Source organism: Sphingomonas faeni (assembly GCF_040407565.1).
GTDB classification, from domain to species: Bacteria; Pseudomonadota; Alphaproteobacteria; order Sphingomonadales; family Sphingomonadaceae; genus Sphingomonas; species Sphingomonas faeni_F.
Map to the genome: position 1 here is coordinate 156,351 of NZ_JAPZPR010000004.1, position 19,139 is coordinate 175,489.

16 protein-coding genes and 1 other RNA gene are annotated in these 19,139 nt (G+C 66.4%); 15 read left to right on the forward strand and 2 right to left on the reverse strand.

Annotated elements, in window-relative coordinates:
• Nucleotides 1–94 precede the first annotated feature (94 nt).
• The 6 genes from O6Y00_RS09845 (at nt 95) to ffs (ending at nt 3,419) form a co-directional block, all read left to right on the forward strand.
• Nucleotides 95–1,108 (forward strand): cysteine desulfurase family protein, encoded by a 1,014-nt coding sequence (locus tag O6Y00_RS09845; protein WP_353442680.1) that lies wholly within the window; start codon nt 95–97, stop codon nt 1,106–1,108.
• A complete protein-coding gene (locus tag O6Y00_RS09850; protein WP_353442403.1) occupies nt 1,105–2,190 on the forward strand; it encodes a cysteine desulfurase family protein in 1,086 nt (361 codons plus the stop codon). Before O6Y00_RS09845 ends, O6Y00_RS09850 begins: the two co-directional genes overlap by 4 nt.
• Nucleotides 2,187–2,492, forward strand: coding sequence for a 2Fe-2S iron-sulfur cluster-binding protein (locus O6Y00_RS09855; RefSeq protein ID WP_353442404.1), 306 nt, complete (start codon nt 2,187–2,189; stop codon nt 2,490–2,492). Before O6Y00_RS09850 ends, O6Y00_RS09855 begins: the two co-directional genes overlap by 4 nt.
• 112 nt (nt 2,493–2,604) lie before the next feature.
• Nucleotides 2,605–2,946 (forward strand): hypothetical protein, encoded by a 342-nt coding sequence (locus O6Y00_RS09860; RefSeq protein ID WP_353442405.1) that lies wholly within the window; start codon nt 2,605–2,607, stop codon nt 2,944–2,946.
• 81 nt (nt 2,947–3,027) lie between these two features.
• Complete coding sequence (locus O6Y00_RS09865) at nt 3,028–3,267, forward strand: hypothetical protein (RefSeq protein WP_353442406.1); 240 nt, start codon at nt 3,028–3,030, stop codon at nt 3,265–3,267.
• A 58-nt stretch (nt 3,268–3,325) separates the two neighbouring features.
• An RNA gene (gene ffs, locus O6Y00_RS09870) (signal recognition particle sRNA small type) lies at nt 3,326–3,419 on the forward strand.
• A 171-nt stretch (nt 3,420–3,590) separates the two neighbouring features.
• Here ffs and O6Y00_RS09875 read toward each other — a convergent pair.
• Nucleotides 3,591–4,325, reverse strand: coding sequence for a 3-oxoacyl-ACP reductase family protein (locus O6Y00_RS09875; RefSeq protein ID WP_353442407.1), 735 nt, complete (start codon nt 4,323–4,325; stop codon nt 3,591–3,593).
• Between the two features lie 130 nt (nt 4,326–4,455).
• Between O6Y00_RS09875 and O6Y00_RS09880 the strand changes: the two genes are divergently transcribed.
• The 3 genes from O6Y00_RS09880 (at nt 4,456) to O6Y00_RS09890 (ending at nt 8,435) form a co-directional block, all read left to right on the forward strand.
• On the forward strand, nt 4,456–4,767 hold the full coding sequence (locus O6Y00_RS09880) for an ArsR/SmtB family transcription factor (protein ID WP_353442408.1): 312 nt from the start codon (nt 4,456–4,458) through the stop codon (nt 4,765–4,767).
• A gap of 400 nt (nt 4,768–5,167) precedes the next feature.
• The gene (locus tag O6Y00_RS09885) at nt 5,168–7,327 is read left to right on the forward strand and encodes a TonB-dependent receptor (protein WP_435368608.1); all 2,160 of its coding nucleotides are present in this window, start codon (nt 5,168–5,170) and stop codon (nt 7,325–7,327) included.
• A gap of 1 nt (nt 7,328) precedes the next feature.
• Nucleotides 7,329–8,435, forward strand: a complete 1,107-nt coding sequence (locus O6Y00_RS09890) for a PepSY-associated TM helix domain-containing protein (RefSeq protein ID WP_353442409.1) — start codon at nt 7,329–7,331, stop codon at nt 8,433–8,435.
• Here O6Y00_RS09890 and O6Y00_RS09895 read toward each other — a convergent pair.
• Nucleotides 8,405–10,810: a TonB-dependent receptor gene (locus tag O6Y00_RS09895; RefSeq protein ID WP_353442410.1), complete on the reverse strand. Its 2,406-nt coding sequence runs from the start codon at nt 10,808–10,810 to the stop codon at nt 8,405–8,407. The two genes, O6Y00_RS09890 and O6Y00_RS09895, sit on opposite strands and share 31 nt — an antisense overlap.
• Nucleotides 10,811–11,028: 218 nt before the next feature.
• Between O6Y00_RS09895 and O6Y00_RS09900 the strand changes: the two genes are divergently transcribed.
• The 6 genes from O6Y00_RS09900 (at nt 11,029) to O6Y00_RS09925 (ending at nt 19,061) form a co-directional block, all read left to right on the forward strand.
• A complete protein-coding gene (locus tag O6Y00_RS09900) occupies nt 11,029–12,768 on the forward strand; it encodes an arylsulfatase (RefSeq protein WP_353442411.1) in 1,740 nt (579 codons plus the stop codon).
• Nucleotides 12,765–13,631 (forward strand): SUMF1/EgtB/PvdO family nonheme iron enzyme, encoded by an 867-nt coding sequence (locus O6Y00_RS09905; RefSeq protein ID WP_353442412.1) that lies wholly within the window; start codon nt 12,765–12,767, stop codon nt 13,629–13,631. Before O6Y00_RS09900 ends, O6Y00_RS09905 begins: the two co-directional genes overlap by 4 nt.
• A gap of 276 nt (nt 13,632–13,907) precedes the next feature.
• Nucleotides 13,908–14,591, forward strand: coding sequence for an NAD(P)H-dependent oxidoreductase (locus O6Y00_RS09910; RefSeq protein ID WP_353442413.1), 684 nt, complete (start codon nt 13,908–13,910; stop codon nt 14,589–14,591).
• 26 nt (nt 14,592–14,617) lie between these two features.
• A complete protein-coding gene (gene adhP, locus O6Y00_RS09915; protein WP_353442414.1) occupies nt 14,618–15,649 on the forward strand; it encodes an alcohol dehydrogenase AdhP in 1,032 nt (343 codons plus the stop codon).
• 2 nt (nt 15,650–15,651) lie between these two features.
• On the forward strand, nt 15,652–18,036 hold the full coding sequence (locus O6Y00_RS09920) for a phosphoketolase family protein (RefSeq protein WP_353442415.1): 2,385 nt from the start codon (nt 15,652–15,654) through the stop codon (nt 18,034–18,036).
• The gene (locus tag O6Y00_RS09925) at nt 18,024–19,061 is read left to right on the forward strand and encodes an acetate/propionate family kinase (RefSeq protein WP_353442416.1); all 1,038 of its coding nucleotides are present in this window, start codon (nt 18,024–18,026) and stop codon (nt 19,059–19,061) included. The genes O6Y00_RS09920 and O6Y00_RS09925 overlap by 13 nt, the downstream gene beginning before the upstream one ends.
• Nucleotides 19,062–19,139 lie beyond the last annotated feature (78 nt).

Below are 19,139 nucleotides of genomic sequence, written 5' to 3' on the forward strand. Positions count from 1 at the left end.
GATACGCACTCGGGTGGAGTGCGGGGTGATCTCCATTATATAGGCTGAACGCCCCTTTCCGCAATTGGAACCGACCCTGCCTGCTCACGGACCCATTATCAGCCGGCGCATCTACCTTGATCACGCCGCCACCACGCCGATGCGCCCCGAGGCGATCGCGGCGGTGATCGAGGGCATGGCGCGCTGGGCGAACCCGTCCTCGCCGCATGCCGAGGGGCGGGCGGCACGGGCGGCACTGGAGGATTCGCGGAAGCGGATCGCCAAGGCTCTAGACTGGCCACATCACGTCATCCTGACGAGCGGCGCGAGCGAGTCCGCAGCGCTGGCGTTGCGGGGGCGCCCCGACATCGCTGTTGCTGCAGTAGAGCATGATGCGGTCCTCCGCGCGGCCGAGCAGCCGGTGATGCTGGAGGTCGATGCCGGCGGTATCGTCACGGACGGGGCGGACGCCCCGACGATCGCGCTACAATCCGCGAACAGCGAAACCGGCGTCCTCCAGGATCGCCCCACCGGCGTCTGGATAGCCGATTGCTCGCAGACAGCGGGCAAGCTCCCGCTCCCCGAAGCCGACCTTATCATCGTCTCCGCACACAAGCTCGGCGGCCCTCCCGGCATCGGCGCGCTGCTGGTCCGCGATCTCGGTCTGCTCGACCCGACTGGCGGGCAGGAGCGAGGCTACCGCGGCGGCACCGAGAACCTGCCCGGCGCGCTCGGCTTCGCCGCCGCGCTCGAAGCGCCTCGCGACTGGTTCGCCGACATGGCCGACCTTCGCGCCGAACTCGACGAAGCAATCTTCGCGGGCGGCGGCGAGATCGTCGCGCAGAACTCCCCACGCATCCCGACGATCGCCTCCTACCGCATGCCGGGCGTCAGTTCCGCGGCACAGTTGATCCGCCTCGACATGGCCGGCTTCGCCGTTTCCGCAGGCAGTGCCTGCTCGTCGGGCAGCATGCGCCCGAGCCACGTGCTCGCCGCAATGGGCTATTCCGCACAAGCCGCCGCTGAAGTCGTCCGCGTCAGCTTCGGCTGGACCACGACCGCCGCCGACGTCGCGAAGTTCGCCGAAGCCTGGACGCGCATCGCCATCGACATAAAGCGCGCCGTATGACGTACCTGGACTATCAGGCGACCACCCCGCTGGCGCCCGAAGCGCTCGCCGCTATGCTCCCTTGGCTGGAGTCACAGCACGCCAACCCGCACTCCCCCCACCGCGAAGGCCGTCGCGCCAAAGCCGCCGTCGAAGTCGCCCGCGATCAAGTTGCGGCGCTGTTTCCCCCCGGCGGTCGCGTCGCCTTCACCAGCGGTGCGACCGAAGCGCTCAACTGGGCGATCAAGGGCACGACCGGCCCGATCGTCACGCTCGCCACCGAACATGCTGCCGTCCTAGACACGGTCGCAGCGGAAGCGGCGAAGAGGCGCCAAGTCACGATCCTCCCGGTCAACCCAGACGGCGTGGTCGACCTCGACGAAGCCCGCGCCGTGATCCCGCCCGGCACAGGGCTCGTCGCGGCAATGCTCGTCAACAACGAGATCGGCGTCATCCAGCCGATCGCCGCGCTCGCCGAGATCGCCCACGCAGCCGGCGCGTTGATACTCTGCGACGCGGTGCAAGGTTACGGCCGTGTGCCTGTTCCCGACACCGTAGACCTCATCGCCATCTCCGCGCACAAAATCCATGGCCCCAAAGGCATCGGCGCGCTCTGGATCCGCGATGGCATCGACCTCGCGCCGCTGATGCACGGTGGTGGTCAGGAAGCCCCCGGCCGCTCGGGCACGCTGTCACCCGCACTCTGCGCGGGCTTCGGCGTCGCCGCACAACTCATGGCGGATCGCAAAGACCAGGACGCTGCACACATCGACCGCCTCTGGTCCCTCTCGCTCGACCGCCTCGGCCCCGGCTGGACAATCAACGGCTCGACCGAACACCGCTACCACGGCAACTTCAACGTCCGCCGCGCAAACCTCGACGTGAACCGCCTGATGTCCGACCTGCGCGACATCGCCTTCTCCGCCGGCTCCGCCTGTGCCAGCGGCTCTGGCCGTTCCAGCCATGTCCTCCGCGCGATCGGCCTCACCGAAGCCCAGGCGCGCGCCAGCATCCGCCTCGGCTTCGGCCGCTACACCACCGAAACCGAACTCCGCGACGCGATCGATGCGATCGTCGCCGCAGCCGAGGCGCAATGGCCATGATCGTCCGCTTCATCACCCGCGACGGTACCGTCAGCAGCGTTGCGGCCAACCCCGGCGACCGCCTGCTCGACGTGGCCCACGCCGACAACCAGCCGCTCGAAGGCACCTGCGAAGGCCAACTCGCCTGCGCGACCTGCCACGTCATCGTCGACGCCACCGACTTTCCCAACCTCCCGCCGGCGAGCGAGGACGAGGAAGACATGCTCGATCTCGCGCATAATGCGACGCGCACCAGCCGTCTCGCCTGCCAGATCCGCCTGACCGAAGCGCTCGATGGCTTGACCGTCCGCATCCCGGAATAAACGACAGCAAAGCTTACAGGAAGACAACGGCCGGTTCAGGGAACGTGCACGGCCGGGAGCGGATTATTCCCTCATCGCCTCAATGTACGAGGTCTTGAGAGGAGTACCGGACATGAAGATCATCGCAATGTTCGCCGCCGGCGCGCTGGCCGCCGGAACGCTGTTCGCCTCGGCCCCCGCCGATGCGGAGCGCCACGGCTGGGACGGCCCCCGCCACGGTGGTGGCTGGCACGGCGACCGTGGCTGGCACGGCAATCGCGGTTGGCACGGTGACCGCGGCTGGCGCGGCAGGGATCGCGGCTACCGTGGCTATGGCGGCGGGTATCGTGGCGACTATGGCTATCGTGGCGGCGGCTACGGCTATCGCGGACCTCGCGGATACGGCCGCTCACGCGTCGTCTGCCGGATAGAGCGTGGCTATTACGGCCCGGTTCGTCGCTGCTTCCGCCGCTAGTACGGAACCGTAACGAACCCCTTTAGTTTGATAACATAGGTTGCCGGGGTCGGGAGGCCTCGCACCCAAGAGGAGAGTATCATGAAGTTGTTCACCATCGCCGCCGCCGGTCTCGTCGCACTCACCGGCCTCGCGCCCGTCGGCATCGCAGCCGAAGCCTCGGCGCAGCGTACCGTCGTCCATGAGCGCACCGTCGTCCGCCATGACGACCGTCGTCCCGGTTACCGTCGCCATGTCGTCCGCACGCGCCAGGTCTGCCGCAACGTCTATCGCAACCATCATCGCCAGCGCGTCTGCCGCACTGTCCGTGTCAGCCGCTAAGTCCGGGTCCGCTCTCAAAGCGGCTTGATCATCCCGCCCGACCCCGCCATATGCGCCGCGGGAGTCGGGCGGACGTGGTCGTCGCCAACTTGGTCAGATCCGGAAGGAAGCAGCCACAACGACTAAGCCACGGGTCGTCCCGGCTCCCACCGCGAACGTTTGCAGGCAAACGTGAGCGCGGCCAGCGGCGCAAAGCGCCATCTGACGATGCGGCTAAGCCGCAGCGCCCTTCTAAACCTCCTCGCTAAATTGTCGTGCGCCTACCCGACGCGCATCGGAGCAATCGGCCCTTCCAATCTGGCAGTCGGGCCGATCGCTGGTTTTCAGGCAGCGGCGCCGCCGTCTATGTTGAGCGTCGTGCCCGTGATGTAACTGGCATCCGGCCCGGCGAGGAACGCAACCGCGCCCGCAATCTCGTCGACCTTGCCGTAGCGGCCGAGTGGAATAAATCCGATCATCTGTTGCGCGAACTCGCCGTCGGCGGGATTCATGTCGGTGTCGATCGGGCCCGGTTGCACCGTGTTGACCAGGATATTGCGGGATGCGAGGTCTTTCGCCCAGCCACGTGCCAACGCTGCCACCGCCGCCTTGGTCGCGCTGTAGACCGCGGTCGCCGGGAAGGCGAGTTCGCCTGAGACGCTGCCTATCAGGATGATCCGCCCGCCATCGTTCAGGTGAGGCAGCGCTGCGCGGGTGCCGACGTGCAGGCCCTTTACGTTGACGTCGAATTGTCGGTCGAACGTCTCATCCGTATCGTCGGCGACAGCGGAGAACTCCGCCACACCGGCATTGTGGACGAGGATGTCGATCGCGCCCAGCGCTGCGGCAGCCTGCTCGACGCCAGCGCGCTGCGATGCCGGGTTGGCCGCGTCGGCCTGGAACGCGAAGGCGGTGCCGCCGGCGCTTTCGATCGCCGCCACGGTTGCGTCTGCGGCGGTCTTGTTGCCGGCATAGGTGATCGCGACGGCCGCACCGTCGGCAGCCAGCCGCTTGGCGATCGCCGCGCCGATGCCGCGCGATCCACCGGTGACGAGCGCCGTCTTGCCCTGAAGTGACATGTCAATTCTCCGAAATGTGGCCCGCGATCACGTCGTCGTGCGCTGCCGGCAGGATGGAAGATAAGCCAACAGTTCGACAGTTCAATATATCCGAACTATTAAATCGGTAAAGTTTTCTTATATGAGGCTGATGCCCCGTTTTACGCATCCCAGGCTGGAGGACGTTCCACTCGATCTCGCGCTGCACGCGCTGGCCGACCCCAATCGATTGGGTATGGTGGCGCGCCTGGCCGCGACCGAGCGGCTCAGTTGCACCGACGCTGCACCGTGCGAGTCGATCCCCAAAAGCACGCTGTCGAACCATCTGAAACTGCTGCGCGCGGCGGGGCTGATCGAGACGACCCAGGCGGGGCGCGAAATGATCAACACGTTGCGACGCGTCGATTTCGACCAGCGCTTTCCCGGCCTTCTCGATGTGGTCCTTGCCAACCGTGTTGCTTGAGACACGCCCGCCGAGGCAGGATACACGGCGTTCAAAGCGAGCAGACCCGACAGCGTGCTTCGTCCTCGATCGGCGGCTGGCGAGCCGGGCAAAGGGACGGGCAGGCTCGTGACTTACCGATGTGTTCTCCACGGCTCCAAGTGAACAGGTGCCTGAGGCCGGGCCGTGCCAGCTGCGTTGCCGGACGGTTCGGGACCTCGGCTCGCCAGGCGCGATCGGTTTGGCGGAGTTGCGGACGTCGGTTGCCGGAGAACGCGTAAGCACCTTGCGGATATCGGTTGTGGGTCGTCGTCAAAGGAGCGCCCGCGTCCGGACGCAGAGTCATCGCTCGCCCAGAGCATATGCGAACGATTTGCATTAGCGGGCCGGCGCGCGTACGGACGCCCCCGTTCGGGGGACAATGATGCGGTTTGGAATATTCACTATCCTGGCGATGCCGATCGTCGGTACCGCCGTGCCGGTCTGCGCGCAGGCGATGATCACGCCGGCGGGAGATGATACCGACGCCCGGGCTTCGGACGCCCCTTCCGACATCATCGTCAGTGCGTCGCGCAGCATCTTGCCGCCCAATGCACTCCCGCTGACGATCGACGTGATCGACCGCCCAACCCTGGACCAGCAGGTCGCGATCGGCGGTTCGGTGGTCGATGCGGTCTCGAACCTGACCCCCTCCTTCTCGCCGACGCGGCAGAAGCTGTCGGGCGCGGGCGAGACGTTGCGCGGGCGATCGCCGCTGTACGCGATCAACGGTATCCCGCAGTCGACGCCGCTCCGCGATGGATCGCGCGACGGCTTCACGATCGACCCGTTCTTCATCGACCGCGTCGAACTGATCTACGGCTCGAACGCGTTGCAGGGGATCGGCGGCACCGGCGGGATCGTCAACCAGGTGACCGTGCAGCCGCCGCGCACCGAAGGTCTTTCGGGCCGCGCGCTGGTGCAGGGGACGACCGATACCGGCTTCAGCGGCGACGGCAACGGTGGCAAGGTCGCCGGACTGCTCGCGTGGAAATCGGGGCGCTTCGACGTCATGGCGGGGGGCGCCTACGACAAGCGCGGTGCGTTCTACGATGGGCACGGCAACCGCGTCGGCACCGACCTGACGCAGGGCGAGACGCAGGATTCGCGCAGCTGGTCGGTGTTCGCACGCGCCGGCTATGCGCTGACCGATACCGCGCGGATCGACCTGATCGCCAACCGGTTCGAGCTGAAGGGCGGCGGCAATTACATCGCCAGCAACGGTAATTTCCGCACGAACCTGCCGACCACGTCGGTGCGCGGGACGCCGCCGGGCGACCCGGCCGAGAACCGCACCGAGAGTATCGCGCTGTCGCTGACCGATCCCGATCTGTGGGGCGGCAATCTCTTGACCCAGGTGTTCTTCAACCGGTCGCGCGATACGTTCGGCGGCGAGGTCGCGCCGATCGCCACGTTCCAGGACGTGCGGCTCGCACCAATCGGTCAGTTGTTCGACCAGTCGCAGAACCGCTCGCGCAAATATGGCGGCAAGTTCAGCTACGAACGCGGCATTCCCGGCTTCGAGGCGCTGACCGCGACGCTCGGCTTCGACGCGCTGTACGATCGCACAGAGCAACGCCTGATCGCGACCAACCGCGTCTGGGTACCGCCCGCCGACTTCCGCAGCCTCGCGCCATTCGGGCAGGTCAACCTCGCGCTGTTCGACAAGGTCGTTCGCCTCGCCGGCGGTGCACGCTACGAGAATGTGACGATCGTCATCGACGACTACACCACGCTCGCCTCGTATGGCAGCCACGCGGTGTCCGGCGGCAGTCCGAGCTTCAGCAAGGCGTTGTTCAACGGCGGCGTCATCGTCGAGCCGATCTCCGGCATCCGCGCCTATGGCAGCTATGCGCAGGGCTTTACGGTGCCCGATGTCGGCCGCATCTCGCGCGCGATCAACCGCGACGGGGTCGACCTCGACAGCTATGTCGACATCGCGCCGATCGTGTCGAACAACCGCGAACTCGGGGTCGAGGTGAAGCGTGGACCGATTAACGCGAGCGCGACCTATTTCTGGTCGACTAGCACGCGCGGACAGGTGCTGGTGTTCACGGGCGGCGCGTACGAGGCGCAACGCCAGCGCGTCGAAATACAGGGTATCGAGGTCAATCTGGAAGCGCGAATGCCGCTGCCCGGGCTGACGCTGTCGACCGGATTTGCGCATCTCGTCGGCCGCACGGACTCGAACGACGACGGCAAGGTGGATATCGATCTGGACGGCGCGAACATCTCGCCCGATCGCCTTAACCTCGCCGCCAGCTATGCGCGCGGCAAGGTGTCGGCTCGCGTACAGCAGCAATTCTACCTCGCCCGCAAATATGCCGGGCTGCCCGCCGCGAACGATTTCGGCGGGTACAACATCACCGATGCCTCCATACGGTACGCGTTGCCAGTCGGCGCGCTGACGCTGAGCGCGCAGAACATCTTCGACCATTTCTACATCGATTATTACAGCGACACGGTGCGCCCGACCGACAACGCGCATTTCTTCTCCGGGCGCGGGCGTAATTTCACGCTCGGCTGGGACGTCCGGTTCTAGGATGGGACTACTCGATACGCTGCATCGCTGGGCCGGTGGTTTTGTCGGGCTGGTCCTCGCAATTCTCGGGCTGACGGGCGCGATCCTGGTCCACCGCGATGCGTGGATCATGCTGTCGCATGCCGGCGACGCGCAGATCCAGAGTACGCGCATCCTCGCCGCGACCACCGAGCGGCTGATGGCGGACCCCGCGACACGCCCGCAAAGCGTCACCTTCGCCAACGCCAATCTCGGGCTCGACCGGCTCGATTTCGGCAAGGGGGCAGGCGCCTATACCGACCAGGCGGGCACGATCGTCAGCCAGTGGCCGAGCCAGTGGGCGCGGCCCGAATTGTGGCTGTTCGACCTGCACCATCACCTGTTGTCGGGCGACATCGGCGAGACGATCATCGGGATTGCGGGCGTGGCGGGGCTGTTGTTCGTGATCACGGGGACGATCCTGTGGTGGCGGACGCGCAAGACGTTCGCGTTCCGGCTGCTGCCCAAGCGTCTCAGTCGTCCGGCGATCGTCCGGCATCACCGCGATCTGGGGATCGTCGCGGCACCGTTGCTGATCCTGTCGCTGCTGACCGGTGCGACATTGGTGTTCCGGCCGATCAGCGCGCTGTTCCTCGGGCCCAGCGCACCGGCGACGATCGACGCGGCATTGAAGCCGCCAAAGGGACCCAAGGTCGCACTCGCCGGTCACCTCGACTGGCAGGGCATGATCGTCGTGGCGCGCGCGCGCTTTCCCGACGCCGAACTGCGCAGCCTGTCGCTGCCGCGCAAGGAGAGCGGCCTCATCACGATCCGGATGAAGCGACCGCAGGAATGGCTGCCGAACGGGCGGACGACGCTGTGGTTCGCGGCCGATGACGGTCGTCTGATCGGGGCGCGTGATGCAGGCTCGCTGTCGAACGTCGTCGCCGCCTACAATATCCTGTATCCGCTGCACGCGGCCAAGGTCGGCGGGCTCGGCTACCGGCTGGTGATGACCGTGTCAGGCCTCGTACTCGGCCTGCTCGGCACGTTGAGCGTCTGGAGCTTCTGGTTCAAACGGCCAGCGAGGCCGAAGTCGCGGCCAAATCCCCGTTCGCATCAAAATCTTGTCCGCAACGTCACGCCGTAGGTTGCGGGGTCGCCGGGCGAGTAGGTCACCGCCCCGGTGTTCGCCGCGGATCTCGTGAGCGCGTAGTGCGTATCGAACACGTTTCGTCCCCATGCCTGGATGTCGACAAGTCCGTCGTTCGTGCGCAGGCCGATACGGACATTGGTGAGGTCGTACCCGGCGATGCGCGAATAAGCGGAGAGGTTCGCGGTCGTGTAGAAGGACGAGCGGTAGCTATGGTCCCCACCGGCGTAGAGTTCGACGTCGCGTCCGGCGATCCGGCCGACATCGCCGTGCGCCTCGCCACCAGCGGACCCCGCCCATTTGCTGACACCGGGGAGGCGCGCGCCGCTCAGATCGCACAGCACCTGGCCGGTGGTCTCGATCGGGCAGGGGGAGGTCGGGTAGGAGACGTATGTCGCATCGTCGTAGGTGCCCGAGGCGTACAGCGACAGCCAGCGTGCGGGCGTGGCGCGGGTGTCGACTTCGATCCCACGCGATCGCACCGCGCCGACGTTGGTGAAGAAGCTCGCGCCGTTGCGCTCGACATCGACGATCGTCGACTGGAAATCGCGATCGTCGGTCCAGAACGCGGCGATGTTGGCGATCAGCCGGCCGTTCGCCCAACTCGTCTTCAGGCCGACCTCGTAGCTGTCGATCGTCTCGGGCCGGATCACCGGATCGGCGGCGAGGGCACCGACGACGTTGATGTTGGCAAGGTTCAACCCGCCGAATTTATGCCCACGCGAATAGGTCGCATAGGTCAGGACATCGGGTGTCATCTTGTACGCCAGCGTCGCCTGGCCGGAAACCCGGCCTGCGCTGGTCCGCGCGGTATAGCTGTTGGCGATGCCATAGCGCGAGCGGATCGCCTGCGCCGCGGCCTGCTGCGTCGTCGTCAGCGTCGACAGATCCGTCCCGGTTGCGGTCTGGTCGAAATAGCCGCGTTTGGTCTCGTAGGTATACCGCAACCCACCGGTTAGATCGAGCGTCGGCGTGATGTGCCAGATGCCCTGGGTAAAGGCGGCGTAGCTGTTCGTAACCGGACTCGACTCGCTGACATAGCTGTAATTGTTGAGCGCGGCGGCACCGACGACGCGGTCGACCGTAGGCGCCAGGAACCAGTCGGCTGCCCGCGTGCCATAGGCGTTGACGGCGTTGGCCTTGATCTCCTGCCAGAGGTAATAGACGCCGGCAACGTAATCGACGCGCCGTTCGCCTTCGGAGGCGATGCGCAGCTCCTGGCTGAACTGCTGCTGTTCGTTGCTCTGGTGGAAATCGCGACCGGCATCCAGCGCGGTGCCGTCGCCGTCGTTATGCGGGTACCAGTGCCAGTATCGCCATGCGGTGACGGAGGTCAGCGTGTTTCCCGGCAGGCTCAGGTCCGCGATCGCCGACACGCCGCCCTGATTCATCTTGTAGCGCGGGTTCGCATCGACATCGACCACGCGGTCGGTGGTGCTGTAGGGGACGGGCGTGTAGCCGAGCCGGGTCGCCCGATCGGTGTAGTTGTTCGGGAAATTGGTGCCGTTGGCATAGCTGCGGACGACGCCTTCGAGCACCGCGGCGGCGGTCGTCGCGTGCTGGCGGCCGTAATCGCCGATGACGCGCAGCTTGAAGGCGTCGGTCGGTTTGTAGAGCAATTGGCCGCGCAGGCCGAGATCATGATAATCCTGCGTCCTGCTGCCGTCGAACCGGTTGACGTTGAAGCCGTCGCGGTCGGTCTTGCTGAACGACAGCCGCGCCGCGAGCGTATCGCCGACCAGCGGTCCGCTGAGATAGGCGTGGACCTGGCGGAAATCGTAATTGCCCAGCGTCACGTCGCCCCCGGCCTCGGGGGTGAAACTTGGTGCGCGCGTCGAGATCACCACCGCGCCTGCCGAGGTGTTCTTGCCGAACAGCGTCCCCTGCGGACCGCGCAGCACTTCGATCCGGTCGACATCGACCAGATCGAAGACGGTCTGTCCCGGCCGCGCGAGATAGACCTGATCCAGATACACGCCGACCGCAGGCTCGAGCCCGTCGTTATAGACCGACACGTTGTTGCCGAGCCCGCGGATGTTGATGCTTGTGTTGCGCGGGTTGGTGGTGGTGACGATTAGGCTCGGCGTCAGTTGCTGCAGATCGCGCAGGTTATACGTGCGCGTCGACTCCAGTTGCGCGCCGCCGAACGCGTTGACCGCGACCGGTACGTCCTGGCTGCGCTCCTCGCGGCGGCGTGCGGTAATCAGGATCTCGCCGGATTGATCGGGCTCTTCCGCAGCGGCGGTGGCGGCGGCGGCGGTCGGGATCGCGCGCGACGGTGCGTCGCTGGCCATTGCCGGGGCGACGACTGCGGGTGACGCAAGCATCGCCACGCAAAGTGCGAACCAGGATGAACTCGTGTGCGTCGTCATGATGCGTCCCCGATCTTGGCCGGTGCCGGGTTCGCCAGCGTCCGGATATGTCCGATACGGTTGGAGCGGCCAGGCCGGTGATGTCGGCGCTTTGGGTAGGATGATCGCGGAAACGCTGACCAGATAGAAATCCTATCAAACGGATGGGAATGAAGCGGTTGGTTTGCCGAAATCGTCGCGCTAGCTTGGGTGCGACATCATCTGCCTGGGATTAGCCGATGCGTGAGATCGCGATTGCCGCCGCCTTGACTGCCAGCATTTGTACGGGGGCCGCGTCGGCGCAGACCGTGCCACCGCCGGCCGCGACCACAACCGCGCAACGGCCGAATATCCTGCTGATCGTGGCGGATGATCTTGGCTGGTCGGACCTCGGCGCGTTCGGCGGCAACATCGACACGCCCAACCTCGACAAGCTCGCGCTGGCCGGCGTGCGCTTCACCGGGTTCCACACCGCGCCGACCTGTTCGCCGACGCGGTCGATGTTGATGAGCGGTGTCGACAACCACGAGGCCGGGCTCGGCACGATGGCGGAGATGCTCAGCCCGAACGAGGCCGGGCATCCGGGCTATGAGGGCTATCTGAACGACCGGGTCGCGAGCATTGCCGAACTGATGCAGCAGGGTGGCTATCACACGCTGATGGCGGGCAAATGGCATCTCGGCCTCACGGAAGATCGATCCCCCGCAGCGCGCGGCTTCGATCGCTCGTTCGCGCTCTTGCAGGGGCTCGGCAATCACTTCGGCGCCGACCAGAACCGCGCTTGGGCGGATGTCGAACAGGCAAGATACCGGCAGGATCGCAAGGAAGTGCCGTTTCCGAAGGGCGCGTATTCGACCGACCTGTTCGCCGACAAGCTGATCGGTTTCCTTGGCGAACCCGCCAGCACGCAAAAGCCGTTCTTCGCCTATCTCGCGTTTTCCGCGCCGCATTGGCCGCTCCAGGCGCCCGATGCCGATATCGCCAAGTACAAGGGCCGCTTCGATGCCGGGCCGGAGGCGTTGCGCGCCGCGCGGCTCGATCGGCAGAAACAGCTCGGGCTAGTCCCTGCGACCGTCGTCGCGCATCCGCTCGTCGGCGTGCCGGCCTGGTCGTCGCTGACACCCGAGCAGCGCGCGATCGAGGCGCGCAAGATGGAGGTCTATGCGGCGATGGTCGATCGGCTCGACCGGAACGTCGGTCGCGTGATCGACGCGTTGCGCGCCTCGGGGCAACTCGACAACACGCTGATCCTCTTCACCGCGGACAACGGGCCCGAGGGCAACGCGATCGCGGCGCCCAAGGAGGTTACCGATCCGGCGGCGATCCGGAAGCTGGGGATCGACAACAGCCTGGCCAATATCGGTCGCGGCAACTCCTATGTCGGCTATGGGTTCGCATGGGCGCAGGCGGGGTCGGCGCCGTCATGGCTGGTCAAGGGCTATACGACGGAGGGCGGCACGCGGACCGTGACGTTCGCCTCGGGCAAGGGCGTGTCGGGGAATGGCGGGGCGGGTAACGGCGTCACGGGTGGGCGCGTGTCGAGCGCGTTGCTGCACGTTACCGACATCGCGCCGACGGTGCTCGCCGAGGCGGGGCTCAAGCAACCGGCCACCTACAAGGGGCATGCGATCCTGCCGTTCGAAGGCCGCGACCTGTCGCAACTGCTCGCCGGGACGGCCGATGCGGTGCGGACACCAGACGATCTGACCGCGTGGGAATTGTTCGACGGCCGCGCGATCCGCCAGGGCGACTGGAAAGCGGTCTATCTCGCTCCTGCCGGCTCACGCTACCTGAAGCAGAAGGGCGACGGGCGCTGGCATCTGTTCGATCTGGCGAAGGATCCGGGCGAGACGACCGATCTGGCGGCTCGCGAGCCTGCGCGGCTTGCGGCGCTGACGGCCGGCTGGAACCGCTATGCCGCTGCGAAGGGCGTCGTGCCACCGGCCGCCCCGGTCGTGCAGAAAAGCCCGGCGCCATGATCGGCCGTATCGGCGCGGTCGTGCTGGCGGCGGGGGCGAGCGTCCTGCTCGGCGCGGCACCCGCGACCAGCGGTCCCTGCCATGCGGTCGACGGCACGGTGCTGGTTCCGGCCGGTCGCGTGCCGCTCGGCGAGGACGGCGAGGGCGCGCCGGGCGAGACCAAAGCTGTCGCCGCCTTCAGGATCGACCGCCACGAAGTCACCAACCGCCAATTTGCCACCTTCGTTCTCGCCACCGGGCACGTTACGCAAGCCGAGCGAGAGGGCGCCGCACCGGTGTTCGTCATGCCGCGCGATCCCGTGCCGATGAACGATCCGCGCGGGTGGTGGCATATGATCCAGGGTGCCGACTGGCGGCATCCGCGTGGACCCGACACCGGGCTTGCCGGACACATGGACGAACCGGTCGTCCAGATCGCCTTCGAGGACGCCGCGGCCTATGCGCGCTGGGCAGGCGCGACGCTGCCGAGCGTGGTGCAATGGGAGCGCGCGGCACGCGGCACGCAAACCGGCGAGCGCTCGCCGGAATCCTGGATCCGGGCGTCCGACGGTCACGCCACGGCGAACAGCTGGCAAGGCGTCTTCCCGCTCGTCGATACCAAGGACGACGGCTATGCGGGGCTGGCGCCGGTCGGCTGCTACGACGCGAACGCCTGGGGCCTCAGCGATATGGTCGGTAACGCATGGGAGTGGACGCTCGACGCCGCCGGTGGCGCGGGGCAACGCATCATCAAGGGCGGCTCGTTCCTGTGCGCACACAATTACTGCGCAAACTACCGCCCCGCCGCATGGCAGGCGCAGGATCACGACCTCGGCGCCTCGCATATCGGGTTTCGCACCGTCCGGCCGGCAGCAGCCCGGTAAAACGCGCGACCGGTCGGCGAGCGGCAATGTCCGAAACAGGTATTTCCGGCATGCTTCGAAACGGCTGCGGCTCTCGCATGGTCGCCGGTAAGTAAATCAACCCGGAAGGGTTAGAGACCATTCGATAAGCCGCGCCGACGCATTCCGGCATGCGTAGTTTCCGAGGGTCACTTCGGTGGCTTTCGGCGCATACCCTCCTTGACCAGAACCCTGTACGACAGCGCCGCTCTTCGCCGCAGCCTGCCGGGATCGTGACGCTCAGGCGAGGATGGAACGATGGTGGTTGCCGAACATGGCGTGACGGGAGGTCGGCATGCCGTGATTTTGTGTCATCCCGATCCGGCGAGCTTCAATCACGCGATTGCCGGCGCCTATTGCGACGCTGTTCGGGCGGCCGGACAGGAGGTTGTGCTGCGCGATCTGTATGCAGCCGGCTTTGATCCCGTGCTGAAGGCGGCGGAACGGCCCACGACTGTCGCAGCAGCCTACGGGCAGGATGTGCTCGACGAGGTCGATGCCATTTCCGGATGCGATGTGTTCGTGCTGGTCTATCCGATCTGGTTCGGGACGCCACCGGCAATGCTGAAGGGCTATGTCGAGCGTGTGTTCGGCGCAGGCGTCCAGCCCGAAGCGTTGCAGGGACGGGTGCGGACCGACCTGCTCGGCGGCAAGCGTCTGGTCAGCTTCTCGACCTCGGCGGCGAGCAAGATCTGGCTCGACGAACAGGGGCAGGCACAAGGACTCAACAGCGTCTTCGACCAGTATATCGTCCACGCGTTCGGGATGCGGTCGCAGGAGCATCGGCGGTTTGCGCACATCGTGCCGGGGCTGAACGCGCGCTTTGCCGACCAGTATCTGCGCGAGGTTACGGTCCAGGCGCAGCGGACCTGTGCGCAGATCGCATTCGGGGACGAGGCGCTGCTGGCCGATCCCGCGCTCGTCACGCGGATGGCGCGTTGAATTTTCCGCATCTTCAAGGACAGTCCATGACCCGTATGATGCAAGCCGCCGTCGTCGAGGCGTTCGGCAAACCGCTGACCTTGCGCGAATGGCCGGTACCGGTCGCAGGGCCCGGACAGATCGTCGTCAAGACCGAAGCATGCGGGGTGTGCCACACCGATCTGCACGCCGCGCATGGCGACTGGCCGGTCAAGCCGACGCCGCCGTTCATTCCAGGCCATGAGGGGATCGGCATCGTCGTTGAAGTCGGCGCGGGGGTGACGATCGTGAAGCTTGGCGACCGAGTCGGTGTGCCGTGGCTATACTCTGCGTGCGGGCATTGCGAATACTGCCTGTCCGCCTGGGAAACGGTGTGCGCCGAGGCGGAGTTCGGCGGCTACACGCGCAATGGCGGGTTCGCGGAGTATATCCTCGCCGATCCGAATTACGTGGCGCATATTCCCGCCGGCCTGTCCGCAGTCGAGGCAGCGCCGATCATCTGTGCGGGCATCACGACATACAAGGGCATCAAGGAAACGGGCGCGAAGCCCGGCGAGTGGGTCGCGATCTCGGGTGTCGGTGGTCTGGGGCATCTGGCGGTGCAGTACGCCAAGGCGATGGGGTTGCGCGTCGCCGCGGTCGATGTCGACGACGGCAAGCTCGCCCATGCCAAGGCGCTGGGCGCGGAACTGTTGATCGACGCGCGCAAGCCCGACGCGATCGCGGCGCTGAAGGACGGGACCGCGGGCGGCGCGCACGGCGTGCTGATCACCGCGCCGTCGCTGACCGCATTCAATCAGGGCGTGGCGATGACGCGACGCAAGGGGACGTGCGTGCTCGTCGGCCTGCCGCCGGGTGACTTTCCCATGCCGCTGTTCGACGTCGTGGCGCAGTGCATCACGGTGCGCGGATCGTTCGTCGGTACGCGCAAGGACATGGCCGAGGCGCTCGCCTTTGCCGCGGATGGCAAGGTGAAGGCCGATATCGAAGTGCAGCCCTTGTCGGCGATCAACGATATCTTCGACCGGCTCCAGCACGGGCAGGTCGCATCGCGCGTCGTCCTCGATTTCGGGAGCTGAACATGGCCGATATTGCAACGCTGATGCCGACCAGGACGCACCCGCTATCCGCCGACATGCTGCGCCGGATGGACGCGTATTGGCGCGCGGCGAACTATCTGTCGGTCGGTCAGATCTACCTGCGCGACAATGCGTTGCTCGATCGGCCGCTGACGATCGCCGACGTCAAGCCGCGGCTGCTCGGGCATTGGGGGACGACGCCGGGGCTGAACTTCCTGTACGTCCATCTCAACCGGCTGATCGTCGAGCATGACCTCGACATGATCAATGTCATCGGGCCGGGGCATGGCGGGCCGGGGCTGGTGGCCAACACCTATCTGGAGGGATCGTACACCGAACGCTATCCGGCGATCGAGCGGAGCCGGAGCGGGATGCACCGGCTGTTCCGGCAATTCTCGTGGCCGGGCGGTATCCCGAGCCATGTCGCACCCGAGACGCCGGGGTCGATCCATGAGGGGGGCGAGCTCGGCTATTCGCTGGCGCATGCTTACGGCGCGGCGTTCGACAACCCCGACCTGATCGTCGCATGCGTGGTCGGCGACGGCGAGGCGGAGACCGGCGCGCTGGCGGCGAGCTGGCATTCGAACAAGTTTCTCAATCCCGCGCGCGACGGTGCGGTGCTGCCGATCCTGCATCTCAACGGCTTCAAGATCGCCAATCCGACGATCCTCGCGCGGATCGACGGGCACGAGCTCGATGCGTTGCTGCGCGGCTATGGGCATGAGCCCTATTATGTCGGGGGTAGCGACCCGGCGGCGGTCCACCAGCAACTCGCCGCGGCACTCGACAAGGCGTTGGCGAAGATCCAGGCGATCCAGGCGGCGGCGCGTGTCGAGGGCGTGACGCCCAAACGACCGCGCTGGCCGATGATCGTGTTCCGCACGCCGAAGGGCTGGACCGGGCCGAAGTTCGTCGATGGCAAGCCGGTCGAGGGTACGTGGCGCGCGCATCAGGTGCCGATCGCGGACTTCAAGGATTCAGAGCATCTGCGCCAGCTCGAAGACTGGATGCGGAGCTACCGGCCCGAAGAGCTGTTCGATGAGACGGGCAAGTTCTTGGAGGAATATGCGTCGCTCGCGCCGACCGGGCATCGGCGGATGGGATCGAACCCGCATGCCAATGGCGGCGAGCTGATGGTGCCGTTGTCGCTGCCCGATTTCCGCAGCTTTGCGGTGCCGGTGGAGACGCCGGGTAGGGTCAAGGCCGAAGCGACGCGCGTACTCGGCCGGTATCTGCGCGACGTGATGAAGCTCAATCTGGCGACGGTGAACTTTCGGCTTTTCGGGCCGGACGAGACCGCGTCGAACCGGCTGGCCGACGTGTACGACGTGTCGGGGAAAGTCTGGATGGCGGAGGTCGAGGCGGTCGACGAACATCTCGGGCCCGACGGCCGCGTGATGGAGGTGCTGAGCGAGCATCTCTGCCAGGGTTGGCTCGAGGGGTATCTGCTGACCGGGCGGCACGGGCTGTTCTCATGCTACGAGGCGTTCGTCCACATCGTCGATTCGATGGTCAACCAGCATGCCAAGTGGCTGAAGACGACCGGGACGATCCCGTGGCGGCGGCCGATCGCGTCGCTCAATTATCTGCTGACCTCGCATGTCTGGCGGCAGGATCACAACGGGCTGTCGCATCAGGATCCGGGGTTCATCGACCATGTCGCGAACAAGACCGCGGACGTCGCGCGGATTTACCTCCCGCCCGATGCGAACTGCCTGCTGTCGGTCGGCGATCACTGCCTGCGCAGTCGCGGCTATGTGAACGTGATCGTCGCGGGGAAGCAGCCCGAATGGCAATGGCTCGGGATCGACGCAGCGGTGCGGCACTGCACCGCTGGTGCGGGGATCTGGGCGTGGGCGGGCGACGATGCCGACCCCGACGTGGTGATGGCGTGCGCGGGCGACGTGCCGACGCTGGAGACGCTGGCGGCGGTGACGATGCTGCGTGCGTACGTGCCCGACATCCGCATCCGGGTGGTCAACGTGGTCGACCTGATGAGTTTGCAGCCGCGGTCGGAACATCTTCACGGGCTCGACGAGCGCGAGTTCGATGCGTTGTTCACGCGCGACAAGCCGGTGATCTTCGCGTTCCACGGCTATCCGGCGATGATCCACAAGCTGACCTACCGGCGCGCGAACCACGCCAATATTCAAGTTCGCGGATACAAGGAGATGGGGACGACGACGACGCCGTTCGACATGGTCGTGCTGAACGATCTCGACCGATACCGGCTCGCGCTCGACGCGATCGAGCGCGTACCTCGGCTGCGCGACTGCGTGCCGCGCGAGACGGCGCGCTACTGGACGACGATGGAGCGCCACAAGCTCTACATCGCCGAGCAGGGCGACGATCTGCCGGAGGTTCGTGACTGGCAATGGTCGCGGTGAAGCGAGCCACCGTATTGGCGCTCAACAGCGGGTCGTCGTCGCTCAAATACGGGATGTACGCGGTCGATCCGGAGCCCGTCCTGCTCGTCGGCGAGACGATCGAGACGCCCGACGATGATGGCGACGATCACGCGCGCATCTTCGACACGATCGAGACCGCGTTGAAGGGGTGGCCGGTGCCCACGGTGATTGGTCACCGTATCGTCCACGGCGGCCCGCACCGCGACGCGCATTGCCGGATCGACGATGCGGTGATGGCCGATCTGGAGGCGGCGTGTGCGTTTGCGCCGCTGCACGGGCCGGCGTCGCTGGCGCTGATCCGAGCGGCAGAGGCACGCTATCCGCGCGTGTCGCAGATCGCGTGCTTCGATACCGCGTTCCATGCGGGCATGCCCGACATCGCCAGGACGCTGCCGATCCCCCGCCAATACCAGGCGACCGGCGTGCGGCGCTACGGTTTCCACGGCTTGTCCTGCGAGTCGATCCTCCGCCAACTCAGCGGCGATATACCCGCACGGCTGGTGATCGCGCATCTCGGCAACGGGGCGAGCGTGACCGCCGTAGGCAATGGTGCTTCAATCGACACCGGCATGGGGCTGACCCCGTCCGGTGGCGTGATGATGGCGACACGGACGGGCGATATCGATCCGGGCGTGTTGCTGTATCTGCTGCGCGAGACGGGGCTGGACGCGCCGGCCCTAGCGACGCTGGTCGATCACGCATCGGGCATGGCCGGCGTATCCGGTCTGTCCGGCGACATGCGAGTCCTGCGCGCTGCGGCGACCGAAGAAGCCGACCTCGCCGTCCGGATGTTCGAGCGATCGGTGTGCAAGCAGATCGCGGCGATGATCGCCTCGCTCGGGGGCGCCGACATGCTCGTGCTGACTGGCGGGATCGGGGAGAACGACGCGCCAACCGCCCAAGCGATCCGCGCGGGTCTCGCGTGGGTTCCAGGGCTCGAAATCCGGATACTCCCCTCGCAGGAAGACGCGCAGATCGCGCTGCACGCCGGCGCACTCGCCTGACGATCTTGGCAAGGTACGTGCTTTCCGAGTCCCGACGCCGCCGTCCACGTCCGCTACCGTCTGCATACGGATCGGCTG